This window comes from Enterococcus sp. DIV0175 (genome assembly GCF_050529075.1).
GTDB classification, from domain to species: domain Bacteria; phylum Bacillota; class Bacilli; order Lactobacillales; family Enterococcaceae; genus Enterococcus_B; species Enterococcus_B thailandicus.
This window is the reverse complement of the sequence record NZ_CP172880.1, coordinates 2,132,022-2,155,428: the sequence shown is the minus strand read 5'-3', so window position 1 is coordinate 2,155,428 and position 23,407 is coordinate 2,132,022. Positions and strand designations below refer to the sequence as shown.

The window sequence follows — 23,407 nt, the reverse complement described above, 5'->3', positions numbered from 1 at the left end:
AGCTAAACGTTTTGCGCCACAACCTTTTTCTATTTGACAGCTGACTGGTTTGCTATAAAATAGATAGCAGACATCATTTTTACTTAAGATTAGTGGAGGGAAGTGTGGGTGGCTGACGTTGTACAAGCCGATTGTGATGAATAAACAAGACAAAGCTTTGAAAAAAGTTGCCCGAATGCAGTTACTTGAACTCTTGAATGAAAATCCTGAGTGGTATCATTCTCAAAAAGTAGCACCTAAAAAAATAAAACAGTTAGCCACACTTTTAGTAGAGAATCAGAAAATAACGAATCGTGTTCCCAAAAAAGAAACAGTAATCAATCCTCGCTATTTTTTATTACTTCATTTTTTGGGTTTTACCAATAAAGAGGTACAAGAAATCTTATTTCCAACGAAACAAAGTTATTTGCTGTGGAAAGAGGACTATGGGTATGACAAATTAAAGAGTACTGCCATTGTGAAAAAGAAACAGTTGTTGATCCAGACGCTGGCAGATCAGTGGCATGTATATGAGCTCGCAGAACATTCAGTGCAAACAGTTAACGATTTTTGGCGAGAACAAAAGGCATTAGTTGAAGCTGGACATAAAGCTGTGGATGGATTGAGTGTACAAGAAATTAATGAGATTTTAGGTTTTTATGAAGTGTTGGACGGTATTACTGATTTTTCTCGAATTCAAAAACAGCTAGTACTAGAAAAAAAGAATCGTTTTGTCTAAGGAAGTGCACGAATCTGTGCTTAAAAGAAGCTTTAATTTTTGCTTAAATGTACAAAAATAGAACGATATTAAAGAAGAAACGTTAACAATTTTTTTGAATTAGTAGTAAACTAGTGAAGAGTTTTTGTCGAACGGAATTTAAATAGAAGGTGTGAAGTTCATGGAGAAACTAATAGCAATCGCTCAATCATTATTAGATGGACTGAAGTGGTTACTGGAAGGAAGCAATTGGCTGATTTTATTACCTTTCTTTTGTGTCAGTTTTTATATCATGTTTCAGATGGTCAGACGCAAAGAAAAAGGATTGATTTTCGTATGGTATTTAGCAACGATTGCACTTGGTAGCTTAATGTTGCAAATAGCAGTTAACATCGAAGTGGCGCTGATCTTTGCAGCCGTTTTGATTAGTTTATATGTAGTAGTTTGTATCCCTTATCTGGGGCATCGAATGCATTTGATCAAAAAAGGAAAGCATGCGGCTCCGTATCGCTCAGTGAAAGAAGAAAAAGAGGTTGGATGAGTAGTCTATTCCAAAAGTTAGATGTTTGATCTAACTTTTGGGTGTACTATGTTGACTCCAGCCTCTTTTTTAGTCATTTTGTAGGTGAGTGTATGTGAATGAAATTTATTTAATTAAATTTTGACTGCTTGTTATTTGAAAAAGTGTTATGATAAAGGCTTTGTAACGGCTGGTAAGCTAGTAAAAACAGTATATAATAACAAGATTATAATTATGAAAAGATAACGTACTCTTGTTTTTTTAAGATTCACCTCTTGCACTCAGCAAATAGTTTCCTTACAATGGTGACAGATAGAAACAGCTGAATAAAAAAAAGGCTCCCTACTTCTTAGTTGGCGCTAAGAAGCAGGGAATGACTTGTCAGTACGCGCTGACCAATCATTTTGCCATAGTCAATGCAGTGCATCGACCTTTTTTATTGTACCTAATCTAAGGTGAAATTTCTACCCCTATGTAGATTTTTGTGAAGGTTGCACGCTTGTTTATTTGCTATGTCAAGGTATTGGGCTAGACGCTCAATACCTTTTTTTGTTGGGGAAAAATAACGACAAGTAAAAATAAGGCGACAATCACTAATTTGTTGTTTTCCTTTTAGTGGGCAGCTGTTTCTATTGATTTTGATTCGTGGGGGAGACTAATGAGTTTACGTTATTTTGATTATTATCAGCAGTTGGAAGAAAAACTACGAGTAGAAGAACAATTAATGATTCAAGCAGGAACTTGGATTGCTCAACGGGTAGCTGTAGGGGGACGGTTACAGATTTTTGCTAGTCGAACGTTGGGTGGCGTTGCTTTTGAATTTTGGGAACAGCTTCCAGAGCTTATTCCTGGAAAGTTGATCAAAAATCCAGCTAATGGTATTTATGAGAGGTTAGAGGGAACCGGACAAGCGATTATTGAACAGGTAGATGCCCAGCCGCAAGACATTTTTTTATTGTTGTCAAATGAAGGGCGTAACCCAGCTATTATTGAACTTGCACAGTGGATCAAGGAACATGAATATCCATTAATCATCGTGACGGGTTTTGATTTATCCAGAAGTATAAAATCACAGCACAGCAGTGGCTTACGGTTATTTGAGATTGCAGATTTGGTTTTAGATAATCATGCAAAATTGCATGATACAGTGCTGACTTTACCTGAGTTAGATCCAGCAATTTGTGGAACAGCCTCCGTTTCTAGCATGCTTTTACTTCAGCAGATGCTCTATTTCATTGCTCAGTTTTTACTTCAAAAAGAGACATATTCAGATTAAGGGATTGTCAGTCAAAGAGTTTTCCACAGTAATTAGTGTGGAAAATGGGCAAAAATTCTGTGTTCCACAGCGAGAGAAACAGTTTTACGAAAAGAAAACGATTTTCTAAGGTGTAAATCCGTGACAAGTAATGAATAGTTAGTTATTTTTAGTGGTTAAATAGCTTAAATAATAATGTTTTTATTATATATCCAGTTATTTATTTTGGTGTTTCACAAAAAAGTGTGGATAACAGTCGACCAAATGATTGATGTGGATGAATGGCTGATTGAATAAAAGAATAATCCACAAAAAGTTAAGTCCTTCTTATAGACTTTAAAGCAAACCTTTAATTGTTTGAAATCTCATTGAAAAGTTAGAATCATTTTGGTATCGTTATCTAAGAAAGTGAAGCGAGATCAACTTGTTATCTTAATAACTGTTGAGAAAAAATTAAAGGATAAGTGGGAAAAAAGATGAGAAGAGCTGAGAAAAAACGAATGGGCACGGGACGAAAAGTTTTTTTATGGATTTTAAGTATTTTGTTGATTATCATTGCGGGGATTGCCGTGTACGCAGGGAAAATTTATTTTGATGTGAAGTCAACAGCGGATAAGACTTATGAAACAGTTGATCGAATTACTGAATCAAAACGAGATAAAAAAATTGATTATGACGCAGGTGATCCATTCTCAATTTTACTATTAGGTGTGGATACGGGAGACTTTGGTCGAACGGATCAAGGCCGTTCGGATTCAATTATGGTTGCAACGGTCAATCCACAGAAGAAGACCACGACTTTAGTAAGTATTCCTCGTGATACCTACACGGAAATCGTTGGGCATGGGACAAGTGATAAAATCAACCATGCATATGCGTTTGGTGGGATGGCAATGTCTATTGCGACAGTTGAGAACATGTTAGATATTCCAATTGATCATTATGCGGAAATCAACATGAAAGGAATGCAAGACTTGGTTGATGCAGTTGGTGGCGTTGATGTAAATAATAAATTGACGTTTAGTTATGATGGAACTGATTTTCCAATTGGTAAACAAAACTTGAATGGCGCAGATGCTGTGAAATATGCACGGATGCGTTACGATGATCCAAAAGGCGATTACGGCCGTCAAGATCGTCAACGTCAGGTGATTTCTGGGATCATCAACAAAGTGAAATCAGTCGATACATTGACAAACTATACAAACTTGCTGGAAGCTTTGGGCAATAATGCAACGACAGATGTTTCTTGGGATACGATTAAAGTGTTAGCGACAAATTATCGTGATGCCTTTTCAACAATTCATTCAGAACAGTTAGCTGGAGATTCATTTACTGGCGATGGCACAACTGGAGAAAATGGCATTTCTTATCAACGAGCAAGCAGTGAAGAATTGGCTCGAATCCAAAAAGAATTAAAAGAACAATTGAAATAGAATAAATAAAAAAGAATTATTAACGAAAAACTCAGAGCAACCTTTTCACTGGTTGCTCTGAGTTTTTTTAGCGATAAGCTGGGGAAGATAAAAAAATAAGGGTCGGCTGAAAGGTTCTTTCCTTTTGTCCAATCCTTATTTTTGTTTGCTGTTAGATTAGATGAGTCCAAAAAATAAAGCGAAAGCAGCCAAGCAAAATGCTTTTGCAAAAGACATGATTTTTCGTGGGTCCCGAACGATCGTTTTGGCATCAACAAATGCTTCGGAACTTAAAATATAAGAACTCACAATAATCAATAAAATAGCAATTAGTAATAGTACTAACATAACTCTCACTCCTTCAAGTTCTCAGCAGTAGTATAGCATGCTGACCTAGAAGTTGCGAGTTATTTACAATTTCTTAAATAAATTTATAACAAAATGGGTAAACGATTTAACATGATTACTATTCAAAATCTTGTTGTCCTTCCTGAAAAATGATTTGTTGATATTGGCGAAAAAAAGTGCCACGACGATAATGTTGCTGATGTGTCAAAACCTGTTGGAAGGAACGGACTACCCAGTTTGATTTTGGAAAGAATGGGAAAAATGTTGGACTATTGATTGGCGTGAAGTCTGTGTAGATCATCAAATGACAAGAAAACGCGAGGCGAATTCTTTTTGTTAAGTTTCGCTTCTTGATTGGAGAAAGAAAACGGAGCTGATTCGTTAACTGAATCGTTGTTTGAAAAGCTTGTTCTTCAATCAGCTGAATTTGTAATGGGTTAAACCAAATGGTGGTTACTTTTTTTGCAGATTCTAATGGTAGCAAACTTTGAGTACGAATCGCTGCTGGTAATTTGTAGTGGTTAACGGAAAGAAGTGTGCGCATCGTTTTGAGATACCAGCTTAATTTTAGCTGGTGATGGCTGTCTAGTAGATAAGTAATGATTTCTTGTGCAGAGCTTGCCACCAACATGCATTCATGCTGAAAAACTATCCAGCAACGCTTGAGGTTTGTGGTTGTGTCTGGAAGCAGTGCATAAATTTCGATATCTAAAGGAATTTGGTATAAAAAATAAAGTTGTTCTGATTTGGAAAAAGATTCTTTTCTTTCAATAGAAGAAACAAATGCCGATTCACAATAAATAGTTGTTAAATCATTGATGGTATAACGATTTTTGCAGGATATAATCATAAACTACCTCCAAGAATAATGTCATAATTCCTCGTGTAGCTACAGTTTAGCATATGGGGATAGGACAATTTGTGACGAGTAAAAGCTCTTTTTATTTTTTACAGTGAATTCATTTTTTCTTAAGCTGTGGGTACCGGCCGGAAAAATGGAAAAGGTAGAAAAAGATGGAGCAAAAAGAGTTAGAAGATCTATGTCAGAAATACGAAAAGCTGTATCACAAGGTGGTAATGAAATGTGGGATTTATCAAAACAATCAGGAATACGAGGAGTATGTTCAATTAGCGCGGATTGCTTTCTTTGAAGTGGTACGGGAATTTGCAACGCAAAAAAGTTTTGAAGCGGCTTATCCGATAGGTTATTTATTTCAAAAAATTGTCTGGAAAATAAAAGCACATCAACGAAAATTATGGCGCCAGCAAGAAATTTTAGTAGCAGCGAATGAGGAAAAAGAGCAACAGTTAATAAGTGGACTTTCTACTGGATCATCTGATTCTTCGTATGAATTCGCAGATCAAAGACTGGCAATGTGTTTTCTTTGGCACAAACTATCAGTAAAAGAAAAACGATTTTTGGAGTATCGCTTAGAAAAAGCTCGAAGTAGTCACTATCCTGCGCCAGCAAGTAGACAAACATTAGCCAATTGGCGAAAAAAACTAAAAAAACGGTGGCAGGATGAAAAAATCAACTAAAATTTTGACATTGTTCATTCTGAACGCGTTACTAGTGGTGTGAGTAAACGAATGATGAATGAACCGGTGCAGACGTTGTTCAAACTACTTACGAATCAAGAAGGGAGAAACTGATGGAGAAAAAATTAGAAAGTACCAAATTAACAATTTATTTTACAAATTTGGAAACAGAGGAAGAATATCGTCAAACGATTGGGTCGATCATTCCTAATCCAGAAGATGAAAAGGTGTTGGCTTTAGGAGATATTTTTCAATTATTGACGCCAAAAGAAGTAAAATTCGCTTCTGTGTTGAAAACGGAAGCAACGAGTTATCGAAAGAGTTAAGGGAGAAGAGAAAATGAAAAAACTACAGTTGATCTTTTCAGATAGTGAAGGGAAAAATCAAAGAATCAACCCCGTAATTGCGTCCCATTCATTGACAGCGGAGGAGGTTCAGGAAATGATGCGTCGCTTAAGTGAATTGAATCTTTCAGTCAAGGAAGGTGTGACGCTTTATGCGTATCCATTAGGTGCGAAGTATATTGAAACAACTGAAACGGTCTTGTTTTAACCAAAAATAAAAAGGAAAAGAGAGAAGAAAGAATTGGCAACAATTCTTTCTTCTCTCTTTATACACGTTGATGAAAGAGTCTTCCCCAAAACTCTTTACACCATGATTATAATACATTTGTTATCAATTATGCAACGAAGTTTACCTTTTGTAATAAAAAAGTTTACAGATCAAGGTTTTACAGATAATGCATGTTATTTTTTCTGGTTATTAAAAAGAAATGTTAAGATTATTCGTTTGTTTTTAATGAAACAGTATGATAAATCCGTGGGAATTTTGGTTTAAATTTGCTTGGTGACGAAAAAATTCTAATGAATTGGTTGCTTAATACAATGAAGTCAATGGTTTGTGTTGTATTATTCACTTATTATTTTCTAATAAATTATTCATGTGAGTGAAGAAGTTTTCCTGTATAATCTTTTTGATTATCCATTTTTTATTCATCACAATATCATTGTGAACAGAAAGGAAGAAACTACTTGAAGAAAAATCCTTCTTCGGAAAAAAACAAGCGAGACCTCACCAAGTTAACGACACCACATACGTATGTCATTATTTTTGGTGTAGTAATCTTTGCTTGGATCTTAACGTTTTTGGTACCAGCTGGTCGATTTAGCACACAGGAGATCGAATACCAAGACGCAAACGGAGAAACAAGTACACGAACAGTACTTCGTCAAGACTCTTTCCGTTATGCTTATGCACTTGATAAAGGGTATGTCTTCGATCAATTAGAAAAATTACAAGATAATCCAGCGGAACGTGAGAAATTGGATGTTCCAGAAGCCGGATTAGAAGATGTACTTGCTGCTGGCGAAAAACAGTTAACACAAGAAAAATTAGATGAGATTGCTTTAACAGATGAAGTACTTTATGACGAGTACGGAGATAATATTTATGACACGTCGAAAAAACTACACAAAACAGCAAGAGTTTGGGGAACGGACGATTTTGGTGGATTTGGCTTCCTGAATTTTGTGTTTGAAGGGTTAGTTTCCGGTGATAAATATGGTTCTGCAGTCGGAATTGCGGCACTGATCTTGGTTGTTGGTGGTGCTTTTGGGATTATCATGCGAACGGGTGCAATCGATGCAGGAATTTATGCCATTATCAGTAAAACAAAAGGACTTGAACGTTTAGCCTTACCGCTATTATTCTTTGCTTTTTCTTTTGGGGGCGCGACGTTTGGAATGGCAGAAGAAGTTATTCCGTTTTCAATGGTCATGGTACCGTTCGTCATTGCGCTGGGGTATGACTCGATTGTCGCAGTGACGGTCACCTACGTTGCTTCGCAGATTGGGAATGCAACATCTTGGATGAGTCCATTTAGTGTTGCAGTTGCGCAAGGGATTGCTGGGATTCCAGTATTGTCTGGGGCAACTTTCCGTTTGATTATGTGGGTGATCGTAACGGGGTTATCAGCTGTTTACTTAATGATTTATGCGGAACGAATTCGTAAAAATCCAGCTAGTTCTGTGACCTATAAATCAGATGCTTACTTCCGTGATCATCTTGAAAAAACAACAGACGAGAAAAAAGCTTTCACACTTGGTCATAAATTGATCTTAGCTGAAATGTTGATCGTTTTAGTTTGGATCATTTGGGGAGTAACACAAAAAGGATATTATATCCCAGAAATTGCTTCACAATTCTTTGTCATGGGATTAGCTGCAGGGATCATTGCAGTAATCTTTAATCTGAATGATATGAAGATTAATGATGTTGCTTCTTCTTTCCAATCAGGTGCAGCTGATTTAGCTGGAACAGCGATTGTTGTTGGTATGGCAAAAGGAATTTTACTCGTATTGGGTGGTTCAGATGCTTCGGTTCCTTCCGCATTGAATACGATACTGCACAGTATTGGAACAGTCTTAACTGGTGTACCTGCTGTGATTGGTGCATGGGCAATGTACCTGTTCCAAAGCTTGTTCAATTTAGTGGTCACATCAAACTCTGGTCAAGCAGCGTTAACAATGCCAATCATGGCACCACTTGCTGATTTGGTTGGTGTTTCAAGACAAGTTGCTGTCTTAGCTTACCAGCTTGGTTCTGGATTTATGGATGCCTTCACGCCAGTTTCGGCTAGTTTGATTGGTGTGCTAGGTGTTGCTCGAATCGAGTGGGCCAAATGGGCGAAGTTCCAAATCAAAATGCAAGGCTTCTTATTTATTTTGGGAACAATTTTTATTATGATTGCGATTGCAATTGGGTTACAATAAAAAATAAAATGAAGGGATGGACAGGTCAGCTAGCTGAGCTTCGTTCATCCTTTTTTTAAAAGAAATGGAGGAAAATCATGAAAATTATTCGACAGGCACAAGTTTATGCACCAGATTATTTAGGCGTAATGGATGTTTTACTTTCAGGAAATGAAATCATTGCCATGGAAGAACAATTGACTGGTGATTTTGCAGAAGTTGAGCTAGAAGAAATTGATGGTCAAGGGAAAATCTTGACTCCAGGTTTTATTGATGGTCACTTTCATATTTTAGGTGGTGGCGGTGAAGGTGGTTTTCAAAATCGGACGCCGGAAGTAACTCTTAGTCAGTTAACTAGTGCTGGCGTGACGACAGTCGTTGGATGTTTGGGAACTGATGGTCAAGGACGTGATATGACTGCGTTGATTAGTAAAGCACGCGGACTGGAAACAGAGGGAATCACGACGTATGTTTATGAAGGTTCGTATCGTTTGCCAGTCAAAACGATAACAGATTCATTGATCAAAGATTTTCTAGTAGTTGATAAAGTAATTGGAATTGGAGAAATTGCGGTTTCTGATCACCGTTCTTCCCAACCAACATTTGAAGAATTTTCTCGAGCAGTTGCAGATGCACGCGTTGGCGGTATGTTGTCTGGCAAAGCAGGAATCACCAACGTCCACTTAGGTGGTGGTTCAAGAAAACTGGAATTGTTGACACGTGTTGTGGAAGAAACTGAAATTCCAATTACACAATTTTGGCCAACGCATGCGAATCGAACAGCAGATTTATTTGAAGCTTGTTTAGCGTTTGCTAAGCAAGGGGGAACGATTGATTTTACCGCAAGTGAAGATCCTGATTTTTGGGAAAAAACCGATGGTGAAATTCGGTTTAGTCAAGCTTTAAAGCGAGTGATTGAAGAAGGTGTTTCTCTAGATAACTTTACGATGACTTCGGATGGTCAAGGAAGCTTACCTTACTTTGATGAAAATAATCATTTCTTAGGAATGGGTATTGGAAGTGCCCGCGCATTATTGGTTGGAATCAAAGAAGCAGTCGAGAAAGAGAATATTCCGTTGGAAATCGCACTAAGAGCAATCACTTCTAATCCGGCACGTGTGCTGAAGCTAGCTAAAAAAGGACAAATCAAAGTCGGAAATGATGCTGATTTATGTTTACTTGATGCAGACACACTGGCAATTGATACAGTGATCGCCAAGGGAAAAGTAATGGTTCAAGAAAAAGAAGTCAAGGTGTGGGGAACATTTGAACAACTTCGTTAATGAAAAAATAATGGACTGAGGTGTTCTATTTGTCTGAATAATTGGTTGATGTTACTCTATAAATAGAACAAACATTAATCATTATTTATCAAGGAGGAAGCATCATGGCAGATTTAAAAGGACGTTCAGAAGACTTGAAGGACAAAGTAGTCGGTGAAGGTAAAGAAGCTTATGGTAAAGCAACTGGTGATAAATCAAAAGAGGTTGAAGGTAAAGCACAATCTTTAGGTGCAGATATCAAAGAAAAAGTTCGTGACCTTGGTGACGATATCAAAGAAGGCTTTGAAGATGTCAAAGATAAGCTTTCAAAAAAAGATAAATAGGTCATTACTTTTGATACCTTAGACTAAAAAATAAAGGATGGAGCAAAACGTCATTTCGTTTTGTTCCATCCTTTTGTTTTTATTATTCAAACATGCTTGTAATTGAGTCCCACAGGCCACTGAAAAAGTTTTTGATTTGTGCCCAGAGTCCTTTAGATTTCTCTTCAATTTGTTTTTTAGTTTCAGTTAAGTCTAGTTCATTCACGAAGTCTTCAAAAATATTTTTGTCTTTCATATCGCTCATGAGTGAAGTTAATTCACTGACTTGATCTGTCGTTAGAATGTCTGCAAGTCCGTGATCCTTTAAAGCTGTTTCGACAGTTTGCTGAATTTCCTCTTTGGTTAGTTGCTGGCCGTCTTTGGTTTTAGTTGCTAATTCTGCTTTGGCTTGTTCTTGTGCTGCATTCAAGGCCTCATCAGAGTAGCCTTCTTTGTCCTTGTTTTCTTCGGTGATTGAAGAAAGAACATTCATCTCATCTTGCGCAACTTCTACGCGGTCTTTGTTGATGATTCCGCCAGACTCTTCGACGATTTTGTAGACACCGGCTAGTGCACCAGAACCGTCGATTGGAACAGCAGAGGCAATCGTTAGCTGAGCATCCGTGATTCCAGCTGTCAAAGCAGCATTTTGATATTGTGCTGCGGTAATTTTGGTAATATTTTCGGGTGTGGCAATGTCAACGTTGATTCCTTTTCCATCTGCCAAGGTTTGCATACGAACTGAACTGTAGACTGCCCATTCTTGATTAAAGCCACCATCAGGAATATAGTTCATTAGATCAGTTCCGTTGGTTGTGTAAATTGGTGTTTCACCTTTGATTCCTAATTTATTTAAGGTATAGTCTTGTTGCTCTTTTGTTAATGCGTTGCCAAGTGCAACAGCATTGATTTGAATTTTTTCTGATTGGCTGCTAGATTGACTCGTTTCTTGATTTGTTGTTGAAGTAGTCGCAACGGTTTCACTTGTTGTTGTGTCTTGAGCAAAAGCTAACGGTGTACTTAAAAGGACCTGACCTGTGATTAAAGTTGTGGCAAGCAGTGTCCATGTTTTTGGTTTAGTTTTTTTCATGTTGACCTCCAAAAGTTGTTAAAAATGAATTGAATAAGTAATTCAATGATTTCACTTAGTTTACTACAAGGTGCTTGAGAAAACTTGGGACTAGAGGCGGATTTAGGGAAATTTAAAAAAAGGTTGTGGCTCAAAACGCTTAGCTCCGACAAGATAGCAAGCACTCAAAATAGATTTTCATATTTTGCAGTGCTTGCAAGCTATATCAAGGAGTTGTTTTGGGAACACCGTGGGTAGAGGTTGTGGCGCAAAGCGATTAGCTTCAAGCAATAAGAAAGTTTTTCAAAAATAGCTTTTCATGTTTTGGGAACATCGTCTATTCAAAAAAAGGCTGCGACAATACGTTTGTCACAGCTTTTTTGGTTTCATTATTCGTGATCAAAAGAGAGCATTTTACGAGTGAATTCTTTGTTTTTTAACTCATAAACTTCATCACATTTTTTGGCGACTTCTAATTCATGAGTAACAAGGATGATGCAACGATTTTGTTCATGTGCGATTTCTTGGAACAACTGAACGATTTCTTGAGACGTTGTTTCATCCAGATTTCCAGTGGGTTCATCAGCGACAATCAACTGATGATCACAACAGATTGCGCGAACGATAGCTACTCGCTGCTGTTGTCCACCAGAGAGTAATGTTACTTTTTTTTGAGCCATTTGTTCATCAATGCCAACTCGTGCTAAGTGTTCAAGTGCGATTTGGCGCCGATTTTTTTGTTTTGTTTGAGAAATTTCCATGGCTGCCACAACGTTATCGACTGCAGAAAGGTAAGGAAGCAAGTTGTACGCTTGGAAAATAATCGAAACGTCATTTTTACGATAATTTCGCAGACCAATTTTTGCTAAGGGCCGATCTTCATAATACACTGTGCCTTCTTTAGGATTGTCTAAACCAGAAATCAATGAAAGAAACGTTGTTTTTCCGGAACCACTCGCCCCTAAAATTGCATACATTTTGCCTGTTTCAAAAGTTAAAGCCACAGCTTGATAAAGTGCATCTGCTGGATTTTGATACCAAAATCCTAAGTTTTCTGTTCGTAACATGTGTGTACCTCCTTTAATTCAATAAAATTTTTCGTGGATTCAAACGCAAGATTCCGATCGAAGCTAAGCAAACGGAAAGTAAGCTGATTCCTAAAGCAACTAAGGCAAGGAAACCGATTTGCGTTGGCGTTACATTGATAGAAAGTTCGCTGACTTCATCGGAAACAGCGAATGGATTACTGTTGCTACCAGGTGCACCCATTTGCCCACCGCGTCCACCAGGATTTTCGCCGTCTGGTCGCTGAGATTTTGCATCATTGGTTTGTGTGTTTTGATCAGAGTTTGTTTGTTGCTCTAGCAGTTGTTGCCCAACCACATTGGCAACTACGTTTCCGCTAACTGCTGCCACACCTAGGGCTAAAATCATACATAAAGCTACTTCAGTGAATAATTGTAAAATGATTTTGATTCGAGATTCGCCTAATGAAAGTAAGACACCAAGTTCATGACGACGTTCACGGATGGTGATCATGATGATCAAAGTCAAGATAATAATGCCGGCAACAGCAACTAATAAGACCACATTTTTGGAAAAACTTGCGACATTGTTCAAAGGTTCTAACATTGATTGGTAAGCCGCATCATTTGATTGCAAGCTGAAAGTATCTGTATCAATTAGTTTTTTTGCTTTTGCTAAAAAATCATCCATGTTTTCTGGGTCGGCTAGCGTATAGACAGCAGAATCAATTGTATTGTCTTCGGCTGTGCCATTTAATTCATTGGCTAATGTGTAAGAAGTATACAAAGTATTTGAGGGATTCATCATACTGAATTGCATGCCCATACTATTACTGCTTGCACTAGATTCATAGATTCCTTTTACGGTCAGTTCATAAGTCGTTTCTTCGTCCTCAGAACTAGTAATCGTAAATGTATCACCAACAGCTAAATCATTGGCAGTTGCTAATGTTTGTTCAATCAAAACCTGATTCGTATCTTTATCGCTTTCATCAATTCCTTCACCATCAGTAATCGTGGCTGTTCCACTTGAAAAAGTACTGTTTTGTGCGGAAGTTAAAACACCAGTGACTTGAAAGTCGGCTTGTGTCATTTGACCACCACCAGGCATGTCGCCTCCCATTGGCTGATTTGCATCGGTTGATTCTGCAGAACTATCTGTTGAATCAGAACTTGAAATGGCTGTGATCCCATCACTTGCTAATGCAGAAGCGGAACTTTCAAAAGAGTAGCTCTTAACATCTGTTAAATCAGCAATTTTTTGCGCATCTTCTAATGAAACAGGTGTTAATGAAAAGCTTCCCGGGTCAATTCTTTCTTGGGCTGTCCCATCTGAATCTGTTTCGCTAGTTGCTGTTTCAGCTGGTTTTTGGAAACTTGCCTCGCGATTAGCACTTAGTGTGACGGTTGCTCCGACTTCTTTTTGTGCTTCGCTAGCGGCTTGTTCTGCTGCACTGCGAATGGTTAGACCCGCGAGAACAAAGACTAGAATAGCTGTAAAAACGGCGAATAAGAGGAGCGAACGCCCCCATTTCACCTTGGTACTTTTTAGTGCGCGTTTGATAAAATTCATTGTTTTCAATCCCTCCTATAGTGTTGCATTGCCAAATTGTAAAAGGTCTAACTTAAATGAACCTTAATGACGAAGAAAGAAAATCAAAGGAAATCAATCGGAATAAAAACAAGCTATAGTTATAGCTCAAAATGTGCTAAAATGTAACAAGTATGTTTCGAGCAAGTGGCAAAAAATCAGTAAGAGCGAAAATTGCAGGTGCTGGTCCATTCAAGTCTTTCCTGTCTTTGATTGTGTTGAATGAAAAGAAAAAAGGTCTAGGACTTTTTTAGAAGGCTGTAGGAAACAAATTGTAGATGCTAGCGATTTGCTGATTTTGTTGTATAATGATAGCGACAGCTAAATTATTTGGCTTGGATGCAATCAGTTATTGCTTAAGGAAAGATTCATTGTAAAGCGAGAAACACTTATCCAAAACGAACAAGATGAATAATGGCAAAAGAATAGATAGGAAAGCAACAGTTCTATGTAAGGATTGCCTTTAGAGTCTCGTTGACTTTTGTATAAGCAATCAAAAAAATAGTTTTATTTTTGATTATTTACTGCAATGAATCAGTCAGCAATAAAGTAATTCGTTAATAAATTAGTAGTTAAATAGATTAGTAATTAATATAAGTAGAGAATTGGCATCATCTGAAAGTGATGTCATAGAAGAGGTGAAATTTGTGAGTACCATTAAAATTATTCCATTAGGCGGTGTCCGCGAAAATGGGAAAAATATGTATGTCGCAGAAGTTGGAGAAGATATTTTTGTATTAGACTGTGGATTGAAATATCCAGAAAATGAACTTTTGGGGATTGATGTCGTTATTCCTGACTTCACATATTTAGAAGAAAATGTGGATCGAGTGGCTGGTGTGTTTTTGACACACGGACATGCTGATGCTATTGGCGCGTTGCCTTATTTCTTATCTAAATTAGCTGTTCCAGTTTTTGGGACAGAGTTAACGATCGAATTAGCGAAAATAAGTGTTAGTCGCAATGAAGAGGCAAAGGGGTTCAAAGATTTCCATGTTGTGGATGAACACACTGAGATTGATTTTGGTGAAACAATCGTTAGTTTTTTCCGCACAACACATTCGATTCCCGATTCTGTCGGAATCAATTTGAAAACGCCAGAAGGAAATATTGTGTATACAGGTGATTTTAAATTTGACCAAACGGCTATCCCAATGTATCAAACAGATTATGCACGCTTGGCAGAGATTGGTAAGGAAGGCGTCCTAGCACTTCTTAGTGAATCAGCGAATGCTGAAAACCCAGCACCTGTTGCTTCTGAATTGCAAATCGCAGATGAAGTTTTCGATACAATCAAGTACTGGGAAGGCCGAATCATCGTTGCTTGCGTGGCAAGTAACTTACAACGAGTGCAACAAGTGTTGAATGCTGCAGCCAAAGCAAATCGAAAAGTTGTTTTGACTGGTCAAGATTTTGAACGAATCATCCGGACAGCTATGCGTTTGGAAAAAGTTCAATTACCAAGTGAAGATTTATTGGTAACCTTAAAAGAAATGAAAAACTATGAACCAGAAGAATTAATCATTCTTGAAACAGGTCGAATGGGTGAACCAATCAAGTCATTACAAAAAATGGCGAATGGCACACATCGCAATCTGAAAATCGAAGAAGGCGACTTAGTTTACATTACGACTACACCAAGTACAGCAATGGAAACAATGGTTGCAAAAACGGAAGATATGATTTATCGCGCTGGCGGAACAGTGAAGCTGATTTCAGAAAACATGCGTGTTTCTGGTCATGCAAATCCGAATGACTTGCAATTAATGTTAAACTTCATGCGTCCAACTTACTTTATCCCTGTTCAAGGGGAATATCGTGAATTAGCAGCACATGCGGACTTGGCACATGCTGTTGGCATTCCTTACAAAAACATCTACATCACTGGTCGTGGTGACATTTTAGAATATAAAAATAAACGAATGAGCGTTGCTGGTACAACTAGTGCTGAAAACGTAATGATTGATGGACTTGGTGTTGGTGACATTGGGAATATCGTGTTACGCGATCGCAAAATTTTATCTGAAGATGGGATTTTTGTGGCTGTCGTTACAATCAGTCGTCGAGAAAAGAAAATCGTTTCAAAACCACAGATTACTTCGCGAGGGTTTGTTTATGTTAAAGCCAGTCGTGATTTGATGAAAGAATGTACGGTGATGATTGAAGAAATCGTCAATAAACACTTGGAAAGTGATGATTTTGAGTGGAGCAAATTAAAACAAGACATCCGCGATCAGTTGAGCCGTTACTTATTCGAACAAACAAAACGTCGTCCAGTGATTTTACCAGTTATTATGGAGGCAACACAACGACGTGGTAAAAAATAAGCGCTAGAGATTTTTCGTTCTAAACAAGCAAAAAGGTAGAAGATTTCCCCAGTTTGGTGGTCTTCTACTTTTTTCTTATGTCAGAGAATAAATCCGTTAGAATAATAATCATGGAAGGAATTGATGATGTATGACTAAAACCAGAGTAGAACAATATCTAGAAGAAAAGGCGATTCCGTTTGAAGTTATTGATTTAGCAAGTGTCGAGGAAACAGACCTTTTATCTGCATTAGCCGCGAAAGGTTTGTCGGCTGATCTCGTTTGCAAAAATCTAGTATTAAAAGGGGACAAGACCGGCATTATTATTGCTTTAGTGCCACTGGATGCACGCCTTGATTATAAAAAAACACGAGAAATTACAAAAAATCATAAGGTAGGATTACCTGATATGGATTTTGTTTTTGCACACACTGGGTATGTACATGGTGCAAATACACCGATTGGTATTAAACTTCAACATCCAGAAGATCTTTTTGTGTTTGATCATTCTTTAAAAAAACAGTCCAAACTTTTGATTTCTAGTGGGGAATTAGGTCGAGGAATTTTATTAGCGCGGACAGATTTGGATGCAATTGTCGAACCGACCTATGCAGATTTGATCAAAGGCTCGTAAACTCCAGTGATCAAAAAGATGTGTGGAAAAAGGTTGTGGCGCAAAACGCTTAACTCCGACAAGATAGTGAGCAATCACTCAAAATAGCTTTCCATATTTTGAAGTGAATGTAAACTATCTGGAGGAGTTGTTTTGGGAACACCGTGAAAAGAGGTTGTGGCGCAAAGTGGCTAACTTCAAGTAATAAGGAATCTTTTCTAAAAATAACTCCTCATACTTTTATGAAAAGAGGACTTATTATCGAAAAAGTTGCTTTGGGAACACCATTTATTCAGGAACAGAAGGTATGACAAAGCATTTGTGACACCCTTTTCTGATTTGCTAAGATTGTTTACGAGAACAAATTACCCATTATTTTGGAAGAAGAGACAGAGATTCTTGGAATTTTAGCCAAGAATCTCTGTTTTTTTCTAAAAAAATAAGAAGAGGTCTGCTTGGTGAATTCTGTATTATCTGTTACAATAAAAAAGAACATACTGTACTAAAATTTCAAAAAAAATAAGTGAGGAAAGCGGTTTGTTTCATTGAAGCAATGAGGTTGAAATCGTTTTATTCTTTTTAGGTACACAAACCAAAAATCTGTGAGGAGTGAAGAAATGAAAATTACTTATCATGGTCATTCTTGTCTTTCGATTGAGATGGAAAACAAGCAACGTTTGTTGATTGATCCGTTTATTACTGGAAACAAATTAACGGATTTAACAGTTGATGAAGTGCAGACAGATTGGATTTTAGTAACACACGGTCATAGCGACCATATTGGAGATATGATTCCAATTGCACAAAAAAACCAAGCGACAATTATCAGTATCGTTGAAATTGCCGACTATGCCCAAACAAGAGGTGTAAACGCATTTGGGATGAATCTTGGCGGTAAGCATGCGTTTCCTTTTGGTGAAGTAAAACTGGTTCCTGCGCAACATAGTTCAAGTTATGAGGTCAATGGAATCATTCAATATATGGGAGAAGCTAGTGGAATCATTCTTCAAGCAGAAGGAAAAACGATTTACCACGCTGGTGATACAGCTGATTTTAGTGACCTAGCTTTACTGGCAGAACAATTTGCTATTGATGTTGCTTTCTTACCGATCGGCGATACTTACACGATGGGCCCAGAGGATGCAGCGCGCGCAGCCAAACGAATTGGTGCAAAACAAGTTGTACCAATCCATTACAATACTTTTCCGGTAATCGAGCAAGATCCGCAAGTGTTTCTTGATTTATTACCAGCAAATGTCGGAAAAATAATGAGCGTATCAGATACGCTGGAAGTGTAGGGGAAAAATGGCGACAAAACATGATTTGATTTTAGAATATATCGAAAGTTTACCAGTGGGCAATCGGATTTCTGTGCGGAGTATTGCGAAGGAACTGAATGTCAGTGAAGGTACAGCTTATCGAGCAATCAAAGATGCTGAAAATATTGGCTTAGTATCAACCATCCAGCGTGTTGGAACGATTCGGATCGAGCGAAAATTAAAGAAGCATATTGAACGTTTGACCTTTGGTGAAGTTGTCCGAATTATTGAAGGAGATGTGTTAGGAGGCGCAGCCGGGTTAGATAAAGATCTCAACAAGTTTGTGATTGGGGCAATGACGAAGCATGCGATGGAACGCTATATCACTCCTGGTTCGCTAATGATTGTGGGAAATCGAACGGATGTCCAAAAGTTAGCACTAGAAGATGGTGCAGCTGTGTTGATTACTGGGGGATTTGAAACAACACCAGAGATTTCTCAATTAGCAGACGAGCTAGCAATGCCGATTTTGCGGACAACTTATGATACCTTTACTGTTGCAACCATGATTAACCGTGCGCTAAGTGACCAATTAATCAAAAAAGATATTATGTTAGTCAGCGACATTTATATGCCAGCAGAAAAAACATATCATCTTTTGCCAACGGAAACCGTTGCTGATTTTCAACGATTGTCAGAAGAAACCCAGCATTCACGCTTTCCAGTTGTTAATCGCCACCAACGGTTGATGGGAATCGTGACAGCCAAGGACATTTTAGGGAAATCTGAAAATCAGCTCATTGAACGAGTAATGACGAAAGAGCCAATTAGTGTCAAGAAAACGATGAGTGTTGCTTCGGTAAGCCATCAAATGATTTGGGATGGACTTGAAGTGATGCCCGTAGTCTCAGATGATTTGACATTAGAAGGTGTCATTACGCGTCAAGATGTGATGAAGGCTATGCAGCTGGTTCAGCGTCAACCACAAATTGCTGATACGATTTCGGATCAAATTTCGGGGGATATCCAAACGATTGAAACCGATCGTGAAGGAAGTCGTCTGGACAATCCCAAATTCAAATTTACAGTAACACCACAAATGGTTAACGGCGTAGGGACGATTTCATTTGGGGTATTAAGTGAGATTATTTCAGATGTCGCCCAAAAAACGATGTTGTTGAACCAACGACGTAATATTTTGATTGAACAAATGAACCTTCATTACTTACGCTTAATCCAGTTAGAGAGTGAATTAGATATTCAACCACGTGTGCTAGAAATCGGGCGTCGTTCAGCAAAACTAGATATTGAAGTGTACATTGAAAATATTATTGTGGCAAAAGCAATTGTTGTTTGCCAAGTAATGGAACGTTCTTAGAAAGCAGGGAAGACATGAGAAACACAACGGAACTAACGATCCAACAAGAAATTTTAACAGCAATTCAGGCAGCAAAACGAATTATCATTCATCGCCACCAACGCCCCGACCCAGATGCAATTGGTTCACAGGTCGGGTTGGCGGAGATTTTGCGAGAAAGTTTTCCAACAAAAGAAATTTATCAGGTAGGTGAAACTGTTGAAGGACTTCGTTTTTTAGCAGAAATGCAATCAATTGATGATGCACTTTATCAAGGGGCATTAGTCATTGTAACGGACACAGCGAATTCGCCACGAATCAGTGATGACCGTTATCCATTAGGCGATCAGTTGATTAAAATTGACCACCATCCAAACGATGAGCCTTATGGTGACCTCGTTTGGGTAGACACGAAGGCAAGCAGCTGTAGCGAAATGATTGCTTCATTTGCTTTGATGTTTCCAGATGAACTAACGATCAACGCAACTGCAGCCCGCTTACTCTATGGTGGGATTGTTGGCGATACGGGAAGATTTTTATATCCGGCAACAACTCCACGAACATTAGAAATTGCCGCTGTCTTAATGAGCTATCCATTTGATGCTGGTCAATTAAATCGTGAATTAGAGCAAATGCCAATGAAAGTTGCCAAACTTTCAGGATATTTATACCAACATCTTGATGTTGACCATAACGGTGCTGGTCGCGTGCTTTTATCAAAGGAATTGTTGGCTGACTACGGGATTGATGATTCTGAAACCGCAGCAATCGTTGCTTTGCCTGGTGTCATAGATGAAGTCTTGGCTTGGGGAATCTTTGTTCAACAACCAGAAGGACATTACCGTGTTCGTTTGCGTTCAAAAGGTCCTGTAATCAATGAGCTAGCAAAGCGTCATCACGGAGGCGGACATCCACTAGCAAGTGGTGCAAATGCAAAAGATTTACGTGAAGTAGAAGAAATCTATCAAGAAATTCAAACTTTGTGTCAGGATTACCAACAAAAATAATCGAAAAAGGTAATAAGTGAGTAAAGAAAAGCGACTTTTGGGAGAATTACAGCACATCAGTCATTTTCTTTGCTCTTTTTTGTACAAAATTCACAAGCACTCTTTTCAAAGTAACTTTTTTTCGTTACAATGATGCTCAATAATAGATTTTAAAGGAGAAAGAAGATGACATTACCAAATTGCCCAACTTGTGGGTCTGAGTATACTTATGAAGACAGAGGATTATTTATTTGTCCAGAATGCGGTCATGAATGGAGCGCCGAACAAACCGAGAACGTGGAAGAAGAACTTGTTGTGCTTGATGCAAATGGGAATCGTTTGGCAGAAGGTGACAGTGTAACAGTCATCAAAGATTTAAAAGTCAAAGGTGCTTCTGGTGCAATTAAGCAAGGAACAAAAGTCAAAAATATTCGTTTAGTTGAAGGCGACCACAATATTGATTGCAAAGTTGATGGCTTTGGTCCAATGAAGTTGAAATCTGAGTTCGTTAAGAAAAACTAAAAGCTTCAAAGTCTCTTCACATTTTTTTCTCTCTTCTCATGGTAGAATAAAGAAAATGAAAAGGAGTGAGCTTAAATGTACGGGATCTATAATCTACTTGATCCAACGTTTATCTTGGTCATCATCGGGTTAGCCATTTCAGGTATTGCTTCGGCATATGTCAATAGCACATTCAAGAAATATGATAAAATCCGTAGCAAAAATAATGTGACAGGAACACAAGCTGCCCAATATATTTTGAGCAGTCAAAACATCCAAAACGTAGGTGTCCAACCAATCGCTGGGAATCTAACAGATAATTATAATTCTGGAAATAAAATGCTAAGCTTATCACAAGCAACAGCGCAATCGACTTCAGTTGCTGCAATTGGTGTGGCAGCCCATGAATGCGGACACGCAGTCCAAGATGCTGTTGGTTATGCACCGTTAAAAATTCGTGCAGCATTGGTTCCAGTAGCTAATTTTGGCTCTGCAATTTCGTTGCCATTGATTATGGTCGGCGTTTTGTTTAGTTGGAATTACACGTTGATTAATATCGGGATTTTTGCTTTTTCATTGGCGTTGTTATTCCAATTAGTGACACTGCCAGTTGAATTCAATGCGTCAAGACGTGCGTTACAGATATTAAGTGAGGGCGGTTTGTTGACTGAAGATGAAGTGCCAATGGCGCGTCACGTCTTGTTTGCTGCAGCATTAACTTATGTCGCAGCAGCACTAGCAACTTTCCTACAATTACTCCGCTTGATTTTGTTGTTTGGCGGAAACAACCGTCGAGACTAAAGGATAAACAGCAAAGCAATAAGTAAGAATAAAAAGAAGCACCGGCTTTTGTCAGTTGATAAATGCCGGTGCTTCTTTTTGGTGGTTGTTTGGCGCAGGTAACAAGTTTTGCGTCGTGTTGATCTGTGTTTTTTTGTCATAGAGTGTTTGGATAAGTAAGACAAGTTTTTGCCAGCTGACTTCTTCATTTGTTAGATTCCAATAAAAAGAAGGGATGGCTTGTTGTGCTGCTTCAAACCAATCAGTAACGATCAAGTCCGCTTTTTCTGGTGAAAAGGTAAGAAGAATCGTTTCGTGATTGAACAACTTTTCCAAACGATTTTTCAGATGATAATTGCCAGTTAAGGTCTTCGTCATTTTTAAATGAATCAACAGTTGTGTATCTGTTTCAGAACGAATCAATTGATAGATCAGTGAACCCAAATAGTGAGCGACGTGAACTGAACGCAACTTGGCTGGGCAAAGAGCGTTGATCTCTGTGAGAATTAGTTGCACTTGCAAGTCATCTGCCGACACCGTTTCTGTTACAGTGGGGAAATAGAGCGTATGAAATTCAATGATTGATTCCCCTAACAATGAAACAAAAGTGAACGCAAGCGTGATGAAGTAGTGATAGAAGGCAATTTTTTCAGTTGTATCAATGGTTGGAAAATGCTTGGCTAATTGAACAGTTAGTTTTTGTGTGAATTGACAAAAAACATGATCTGTTTGCATAAAACACTTACCAATGGTCAATTTCTGTTGGACGTGGACCCAACTTGGGAAGAAACAAAGAATCATAAAATTGAGCACAAACACTTCGTTCTCCGTATGTTTTTCGGGTAGCTCCACAGGCATGTTTTGTTTAAACGAACCGGTTAAATCACAGGTGTGAAAGAGTAGCTTCAGTAATTGCTGAATATCATTTTCGAGTGGTTCTAAGAAAGAAGCCTGCTTGATTCGAAGTTTAAACACCGCATAGAGTAAATAAATATTTTTTTGCTCTGTCTCGGAATGAAAGGGAAGCTGGAATGCATCTGACAGAGTAATTTCCTGCTTCACTGTTGCTAAATCAATTGTTGTAAATGGCCATTCAGGTCCTTGAAAGGCATCCGATAGAAATATGTATATATAGATTCGAATCAATAATTCATCTCCAGATAAGGTATAACAATTATTGGAAGAAATAATTTGTAGATTGAATTTTTTTAAATCCTTATTGATTCGCGTAGTTAATTTTTCTAAGTAAGAAGAAGAAATATATAATTTTTGGGTCAACTCTTCCTTGGCAACTGAAGCGTCAGGGCTGTCCATCAAAAGTAATAAGTAATTAAAACGCTGGGATTCGCGTAAAAAGATTAACTTCAAGTAATAGAATACCTGCATTTTTGTTTTTTCATAGTGTTCATTGATCTGAATCTCTCCTTTATGAGTCGAATAAATAAAAGAGTGAAATTCAAGTAACTGACTAATCGCTTGGTTAAGTTTTCGTATCAAGTCTTTCACCGTCCGTTTGGGAATCACGAGTTTATTTGAAAGATCTTGTAAGGAACAAGTATCGCTTTGGATAATCTCATACAGAACAAGTAGTTCCTTTTTTTTTGCATCAACTAACATTTCGAAACTCCTTTCCTCCTAAATATGTACAGGATAGGTCATAAAGTGTGAGTGGTAAGTGTTTTCATACTATGTTATTCTCACAGGGTATTAGACCTTTATAATATAACTTGTTATTTTAAAGTTATTATTTAGTTGTTTATTCTATTGTTTATGTCCAAGCGCGTTTTGTCAAGTTAGAAAAAAGTAATGAA

The 23,407-nt window shown here is 37.9% G+C and carries 23 protein-coding genes; 17 read left to right on the top strand and 6 right to left on the bottom strand.

Annotated features, from left to right (window positions below):
- The first annotated feature begins 118 nt into the window (after window positions 1–118).
- The 4 genes from IGJ76_RS10220 to IGJ76_RS10205 all read left to right on the top strand — a co-directional run bounded on the left by IGJ76_RS10220 (window position 119) and on the right by IGJ76_RS10205 (window position 3,908).
- A complete protein-coding gene (locus IGJ76_RS10220) occupies window positions 119–718 on the top strand; it encodes a hypothetical protein (RefSeq protein ID WP_067482515.1) in 600 nt (199 codons plus the stop codon).
- 160 nt (window positions 719–878) lie between these two features.
- Window positions 879–1,238, top strand: a complete 360-nt coding sequence (locus IGJ76_RS10215; protein WP_067482513.1) for a hypothetical protein — start codon at window positions 879–881, stop codon at window positions 1,236–1,238.
- A 637-nt stretch (window positions 1,239–1,875) separates the two neighbouring features.
- Window positions 1,876–2,493 carry an SIS domain-containing protein gene (locus IGJ76_RS10210; protein WP_430596599.1) on the top strand — a complete coding sequence of 206 codons (618 nt, stop codon included), beginning with the start codon at window positions 1,876–1,878 and terminating at the stop codon, window positions 2,491–2,493.
- Window positions 2,494–2,948: 455 nt separating this feature from the next.
- Entirely contained in the window at window positions 2,949–3,908 is a 960-nt protein-coding gene (locus IGJ76_RS10205) for an LCP family protein (RefSeq protein ID WP_285603218.1), read from the top strand.
- 156 nt (window positions 3,909–4,064) lie between these two features.
- Here the strand turns inward: IGJ76_RS10205 and IGJ76_RS10200 are convergent, their stop codons facing one another.
- Together IGJ76_RS10200 and IGJ76_RS10195 are read right to left on the bottom strand one after the other, a co-directional pair.
- Complete coding sequence (locus IGJ76_RS10200) at window positions 4,065–4,235, bottom strand: hypothetical protein (RefSeq protein WP_157495844.1); 171 nt, start codon at window positions 4,233–4,235, stop codon at window positions 4,065–4,067.
- A gap of 118 nt (window positions 4,236–4,353) precedes the next feature.
- On the bottom strand, window positions 4,354–5,085 hold the full coding sequence (locus IGJ76_RS10195) for a hypothetical protein (protein ID WP_285603217.1): 732 nt from the start codon (window positions 5,083–5,085) through the stop codon (window positions 4,354–4,356).
- Window positions 5,086–5,312: 227 nt separating this feature from the next.
- Between IGJ76_RS10195 and IGJ76_RS10190 the strand changes: the two genes are divergently transcribed.
- The 6 genes from IGJ76_RS10190 to IGJ76_RS10165 all read left to right on the top strand — a co-directional run bounded on the left by IGJ76_RS10190 (window position 5,313) and on the right by IGJ76_RS10165 (window position 10,130).
- Window positions 5,313–5,774 (top strand): hypothetical protein, encoded by a 462-nt coding sequence (locus tag IGJ76_RS10190; RefSeq protein ID WP_157495842.1) that lies wholly within the window; start codon window positions 5,313–5,315, stop codon window positions 5,772–5,774.
- Between the two features lie 113 nt (window positions 5,775–5,887).
- On the top strand, window positions 5,888–6,100 hold the full coding sequence (locus IGJ76_RS10185) for a hypothetical protein (RefSeq protein ID WP_067482505.1): 213 nt from the start codon (window positions 5,888–5,890) through the stop codon (window positions 6,098–6,100).
- Window positions 6,101–6,113: 13 nt separating this feature from the next.
- Window positions 6,114–6,326 carry a DUF2922 domain-containing protein gene (locus IGJ76_RS10180; protein ID WP_067482503.1) on the top strand — a complete coding sequence of 71 codons (213 nt, stop codon included), beginning with the start codon at window positions 6,114–6,116 and terminating at the stop codon, window positions 6,324–6,326.
- 479 nt (window positions 6,327–6,805) lie between these two features.
- Entirely contained in the window at window positions 6,806–8,545 is a 1,740-nt protein-coding gene (yfcC, locus tag IGJ76_RS10175) for a putative basic amino acid antiporter YfcC (RefSeq protein WP_071868881.1), read from the top strand.
- Window positions 8,546–8,622: 77 nt separating this feature from the next.
- Window positions 8,623–9,807, top strand: coding sequence for a beta-aspartyl-peptidase (iadA, locus tag IGJ76_RS10170; RefSeq protein WP_270608273.1), 1,185 nt, complete (start codon window positions 8,623–8,625; stop codon window positions 9,805–9,807).
- Between the two features lie 104 nt (window positions 9,808–9,911).
- Window positions 9,912–10,130 (top strand): CsbD family protein, encoded by a 219-nt coding sequence (locus IGJ76_RS10165; RefSeq protein ID WP_067482497.1) that lies wholly within the window; start codon window positions 9,912–9,914, stop codon window positions 10,128–10,130.
- Between the two features lie 82 nt (window positions 10,131–10,212).
- Here the strand turns inward: IGJ76_RS10165 and IGJ76_RS10160 are convergent, their stop codons facing one another.
- The 3 genes from IGJ76_RS10160 to IGJ76_RS10150 all read right to left on the bottom strand — a co-directional run bounded on the left by IGJ76_RS10160 (window position 10,213) and on the right by IGJ76_RS10150 (window position 13,776).
- Window positions 10,213–11,199, bottom strand: coding sequence for a DUF1002 domain-containing protein (locus IGJ76_RS10160; protein ID WP_071868882.1), 987 nt, complete (start codon window positions 11,197–11,199; stop codon window positions 10,213–10,215).
- Window positions 11,200–11,567: 368 nt separating this feature from the next.
- Window positions 11,568–12,245 carry an ABC transporter ATP-binding protein gene (locus IGJ76_RS10155; RefSeq protein ID WP_067482493.1) on the bottom strand — a complete coding sequence of 226 codons (678 nt, stop codon included), beginning with the start codon at window positions 12,243–12,245 and terminating at the stop codon, window positions 11,568–11,570.
- Window positions 12,246–12,258: 13 nt separating this feature from the next.
- Window positions 12,259–13,776 (bottom strand): ABC transporter permease, encoded by a 1,518-nt coding sequence (locus IGJ76_RS10150; protein WP_067482491.1) that lies wholly within the window; start codon window positions 13,774–13,776, stop codon window positions 12,259–12,261.
- 665 nt (window positions 13,777–14,441) lie between these two features.
- Here IGJ76_RS10150 and IGJ76_RS10145 point away from each other — a divergent pair.
- From IGJ76_RS10145 to IGJ76_RS10115, 7 genes are all read left to right on the top strand, one after another.
- A complete protein-coding gene (locus tag IGJ76_RS10145) occupies window positions 14,442–16,121 on the top strand; it encodes a ribonuclease J (protein ID WP_067482489.1) in 1,680 nt (559 codons plus the stop codon).
- 130 nt (window positions 16,122–16,251) lie between these two features.
- On the top strand, window positions 16,252–16,734 hold the full coding sequence (locus IGJ76_RS10140; protein ID WP_368027406.1) for a YbaK/EbsC family protein: 483 nt from the start codon (window positions 16,252–16,254) through the stop codon (window positions 16,732–16,734).
- Between the two features lie 596 nt (window positions 16,735–17,330).
- Entirely contained in the window at window positions 17,331–18,011 is a 681-nt protein-coding gene (locus IGJ76_RS10135) for a metal-dependent hydrolase (RefSeq protein WP_095803769.1), read from the top strand.
- Between the two features lie 7 nt (window positions 18,012–18,018).
- On the top strand, window positions 18,019–19,350 hold the full coding sequence (locus IGJ76_RS10130) for a DRTGG domain-containing protein (RefSeq protein WP_067482483.1): 1,332 nt from the start codon (window positions 18,019–18,021) through the stop codon (window positions 19,348–19,350).
- 14 nt (window positions 19,351–19,364) lie between these two features.
- Window positions 19,365–20,336 (top strand): DHH family phosphoesterase, encoded by a 972-nt coding sequence (locus IGJ76_RS10125; protein WP_075491295.1) that lies wholly within the window; start codon window positions 19,365–19,367, stop codon window positions 20,334–20,336.
- 165 nt (window positions 20,337–20,501) lie between these two features.
- Entirely contained in the window at window positions 20,502–20,837 is a 336-nt protein-coding gene (locus IGJ76_RS10120; RefSeq protein ID WP_067482479.1) for a zinc ribbon domain-containing protein YjdM, read from the top strand.
- A gap of 75 nt (window positions 20,838–20,912) precedes the next feature.
- On the top strand, window positions 20,913–21,617 hold the full coding sequence (locus IGJ76_RS10115; RefSeq protein ID WP_067482477.1) for a zinc metallopeptidase: 705 nt from the start codon (window positions 20,913–20,915) through the stop codon (window positions 21,615–21,617).
- Between the two features lie 51 nt (window positions 21,618–21,668).
- Here IGJ76_RS10115 and IGJ76_RS10110 read toward each other — a convergent pair whose 3' ends face one another.
- Window positions 21,669–23,213, bottom strand: a complete 1,545-nt coding sequence (locus IGJ76_RS10110) for a helix-turn-helix domain-containing protein (protein ID WP_086270760.1) — start codon at window positions 23,211–23,213, stop codon at window positions 21,669–21,671.
- Between the last annotated feature and the right edge of the window lie 194 nt (window positions 23,214–23,407).

What these genes read in the sequence shown, in the direction of transcription:
- IGJ76_RS10180 (WP_067482503.1), top strand. Translation starts at nt 6,114, where the DNA reads ATGAAAAAACTACAGTTGATCTTTTCAGATAGTGAAGGGAAAAATCAA.
- IGJ76_RS10205 (WP_285603218.1), top strand. Translation starts at nt 2,949, where the DNA reads ATGAGAAGAGCTGAGAAAAAACGAATGGGCACGGGACGAAAAGTTTTT.
- IGJ76_RS10165 (WP_067482497.1), top strand. Translation starts at nt 9,912, where the DNA reads ATGGCAGATTTAAAAGGACGTTCAGAAGACTTGAAGGACAAAGTAGTC.
- IGJ76_RS10110 (WP_086270760.1), bottom strand. Translation starts at nt 23,213, where the DNA reads ATGTTAGTTGATGCAAAAAAAAAGGAACTACTTGTTCTGTATGAGATT.
- IGJ76_RS10185 (WP_067482505.1), top strand. Translation starts at nt 5,888, where the DNA reads ATGGAGAAAAAATTAGAAAGTACCAAATTAACAATTTATTTTACAAAT.
- IGJ76_RS10150 (WP_067482491.1), bottom strand. Translation starts at nt 13,776, where the DNA reads ATGAATTTTATCAAACGCGCACTAAAAAGTACCAAGGTGAAATGGGGG.
- IGJ76_RS10115 (WP_067482477.1), top strand. Translation starts at nt 20,913, where the DNA reads ATGTACGGGATCTATAATCTACTTGATCCAACGTTTATCTTGGTCATC.
- IGJ76_RS10160 (WP_071868882.1), bottom strand. Translation starts at nt 11,199, where the DNA reads ATGAAAAAAACTAAACCAAAAACATGGACACTGCTTGCCACAACTTTA.
- IGJ76_RS10215 (WP_067482513.1), top strand. Translation starts at nt 879, where the DNA reads ATGGAGAAACTAATAGCAATCGCTCAATCATTATTAGATGGACTGAAG.
- IGJ76_RS10135 (WP_095803769.1), top strand. Translation starts at nt 17,331, where the DNA reads ATGAAAATTACTTATCATGGTCATTCTTGTCTTTCGATTGAGATGGAA.
- IGJ76_RS10155 (WP_067482493.1), bottom strand. Translation starts at nt 12,245, where the DNA reads ATGTTACGAACAGAAAACTTAGGATTTTGGTATCAAAATCCAGCAGAT.
- iadA (WP_270608273.1), top strand. Translation starts at nt 8,623, where the DNA reads ATGAAAATTATTCGACAGGCACAAGTTTATGCACCAGATTATTTAGGC.
- IGJ76_RS10130 (WP_067482483.1), top strand. Translation starts at nt 18,019, where the DNA reads ATGGCGACAAAACATGATTTGATTTTAGAATATATCGAAAGTTTACCA.
- IGJ76_RS10190 (WP_157495842.1), top strand. Translation starts at nt 5,313, where the DNA reads ATGAAATGTGGGATTTATCAAAACAATCAGGAATACGAGGAGTATGTT.
- IGJ76_RS10200 (WP_157495844.1), bottom strand. Translation starts at nt 4,235, where the DNA reads ATGTTAGTACTATTACTAATTGCTATTTTATTGATTATTGTGAGTTCT.
- IGJ76_RS10120 (WP_067482479.1), top strand. Translation starts at nt 20,502, where the DNA reads ATGACATTACCAAATTGCCCAACTTGTGGGTCTGAGTATACTTATGAA.
- IGJ76_RS10210 (WP_430596599.1), top strand. Translation starts at nt 1,876, where the DNA reads ATGAGTTTACGTTATTTTGATTATTATCAGCAGTTGGAAGAAAAACTA.
- IGJ76_RS10125 (WP_075491295.1), top strand. Translation starts at nt 19,365, where the DNA reads ATGAGAAACACAACGGAACTAACGATCCAACAAGAAATTTTAACAGCA.
- IGJ76_RS10195 (WP_285603217.1), bottom strand. Translation starts at nt 5,085, where the DNA reads ATGATTATATCCTGCAAAAATCGTTATACCATCAATGATTTAACAACT.
- IGJ76_RS10140 (WP_368027406.1), top strand. Translation starts at nt 16,252, where the DNA reads ATGACTAAAACCAGAGTAGAACAATATCTAGAAGAAAAGGCGATTCCG.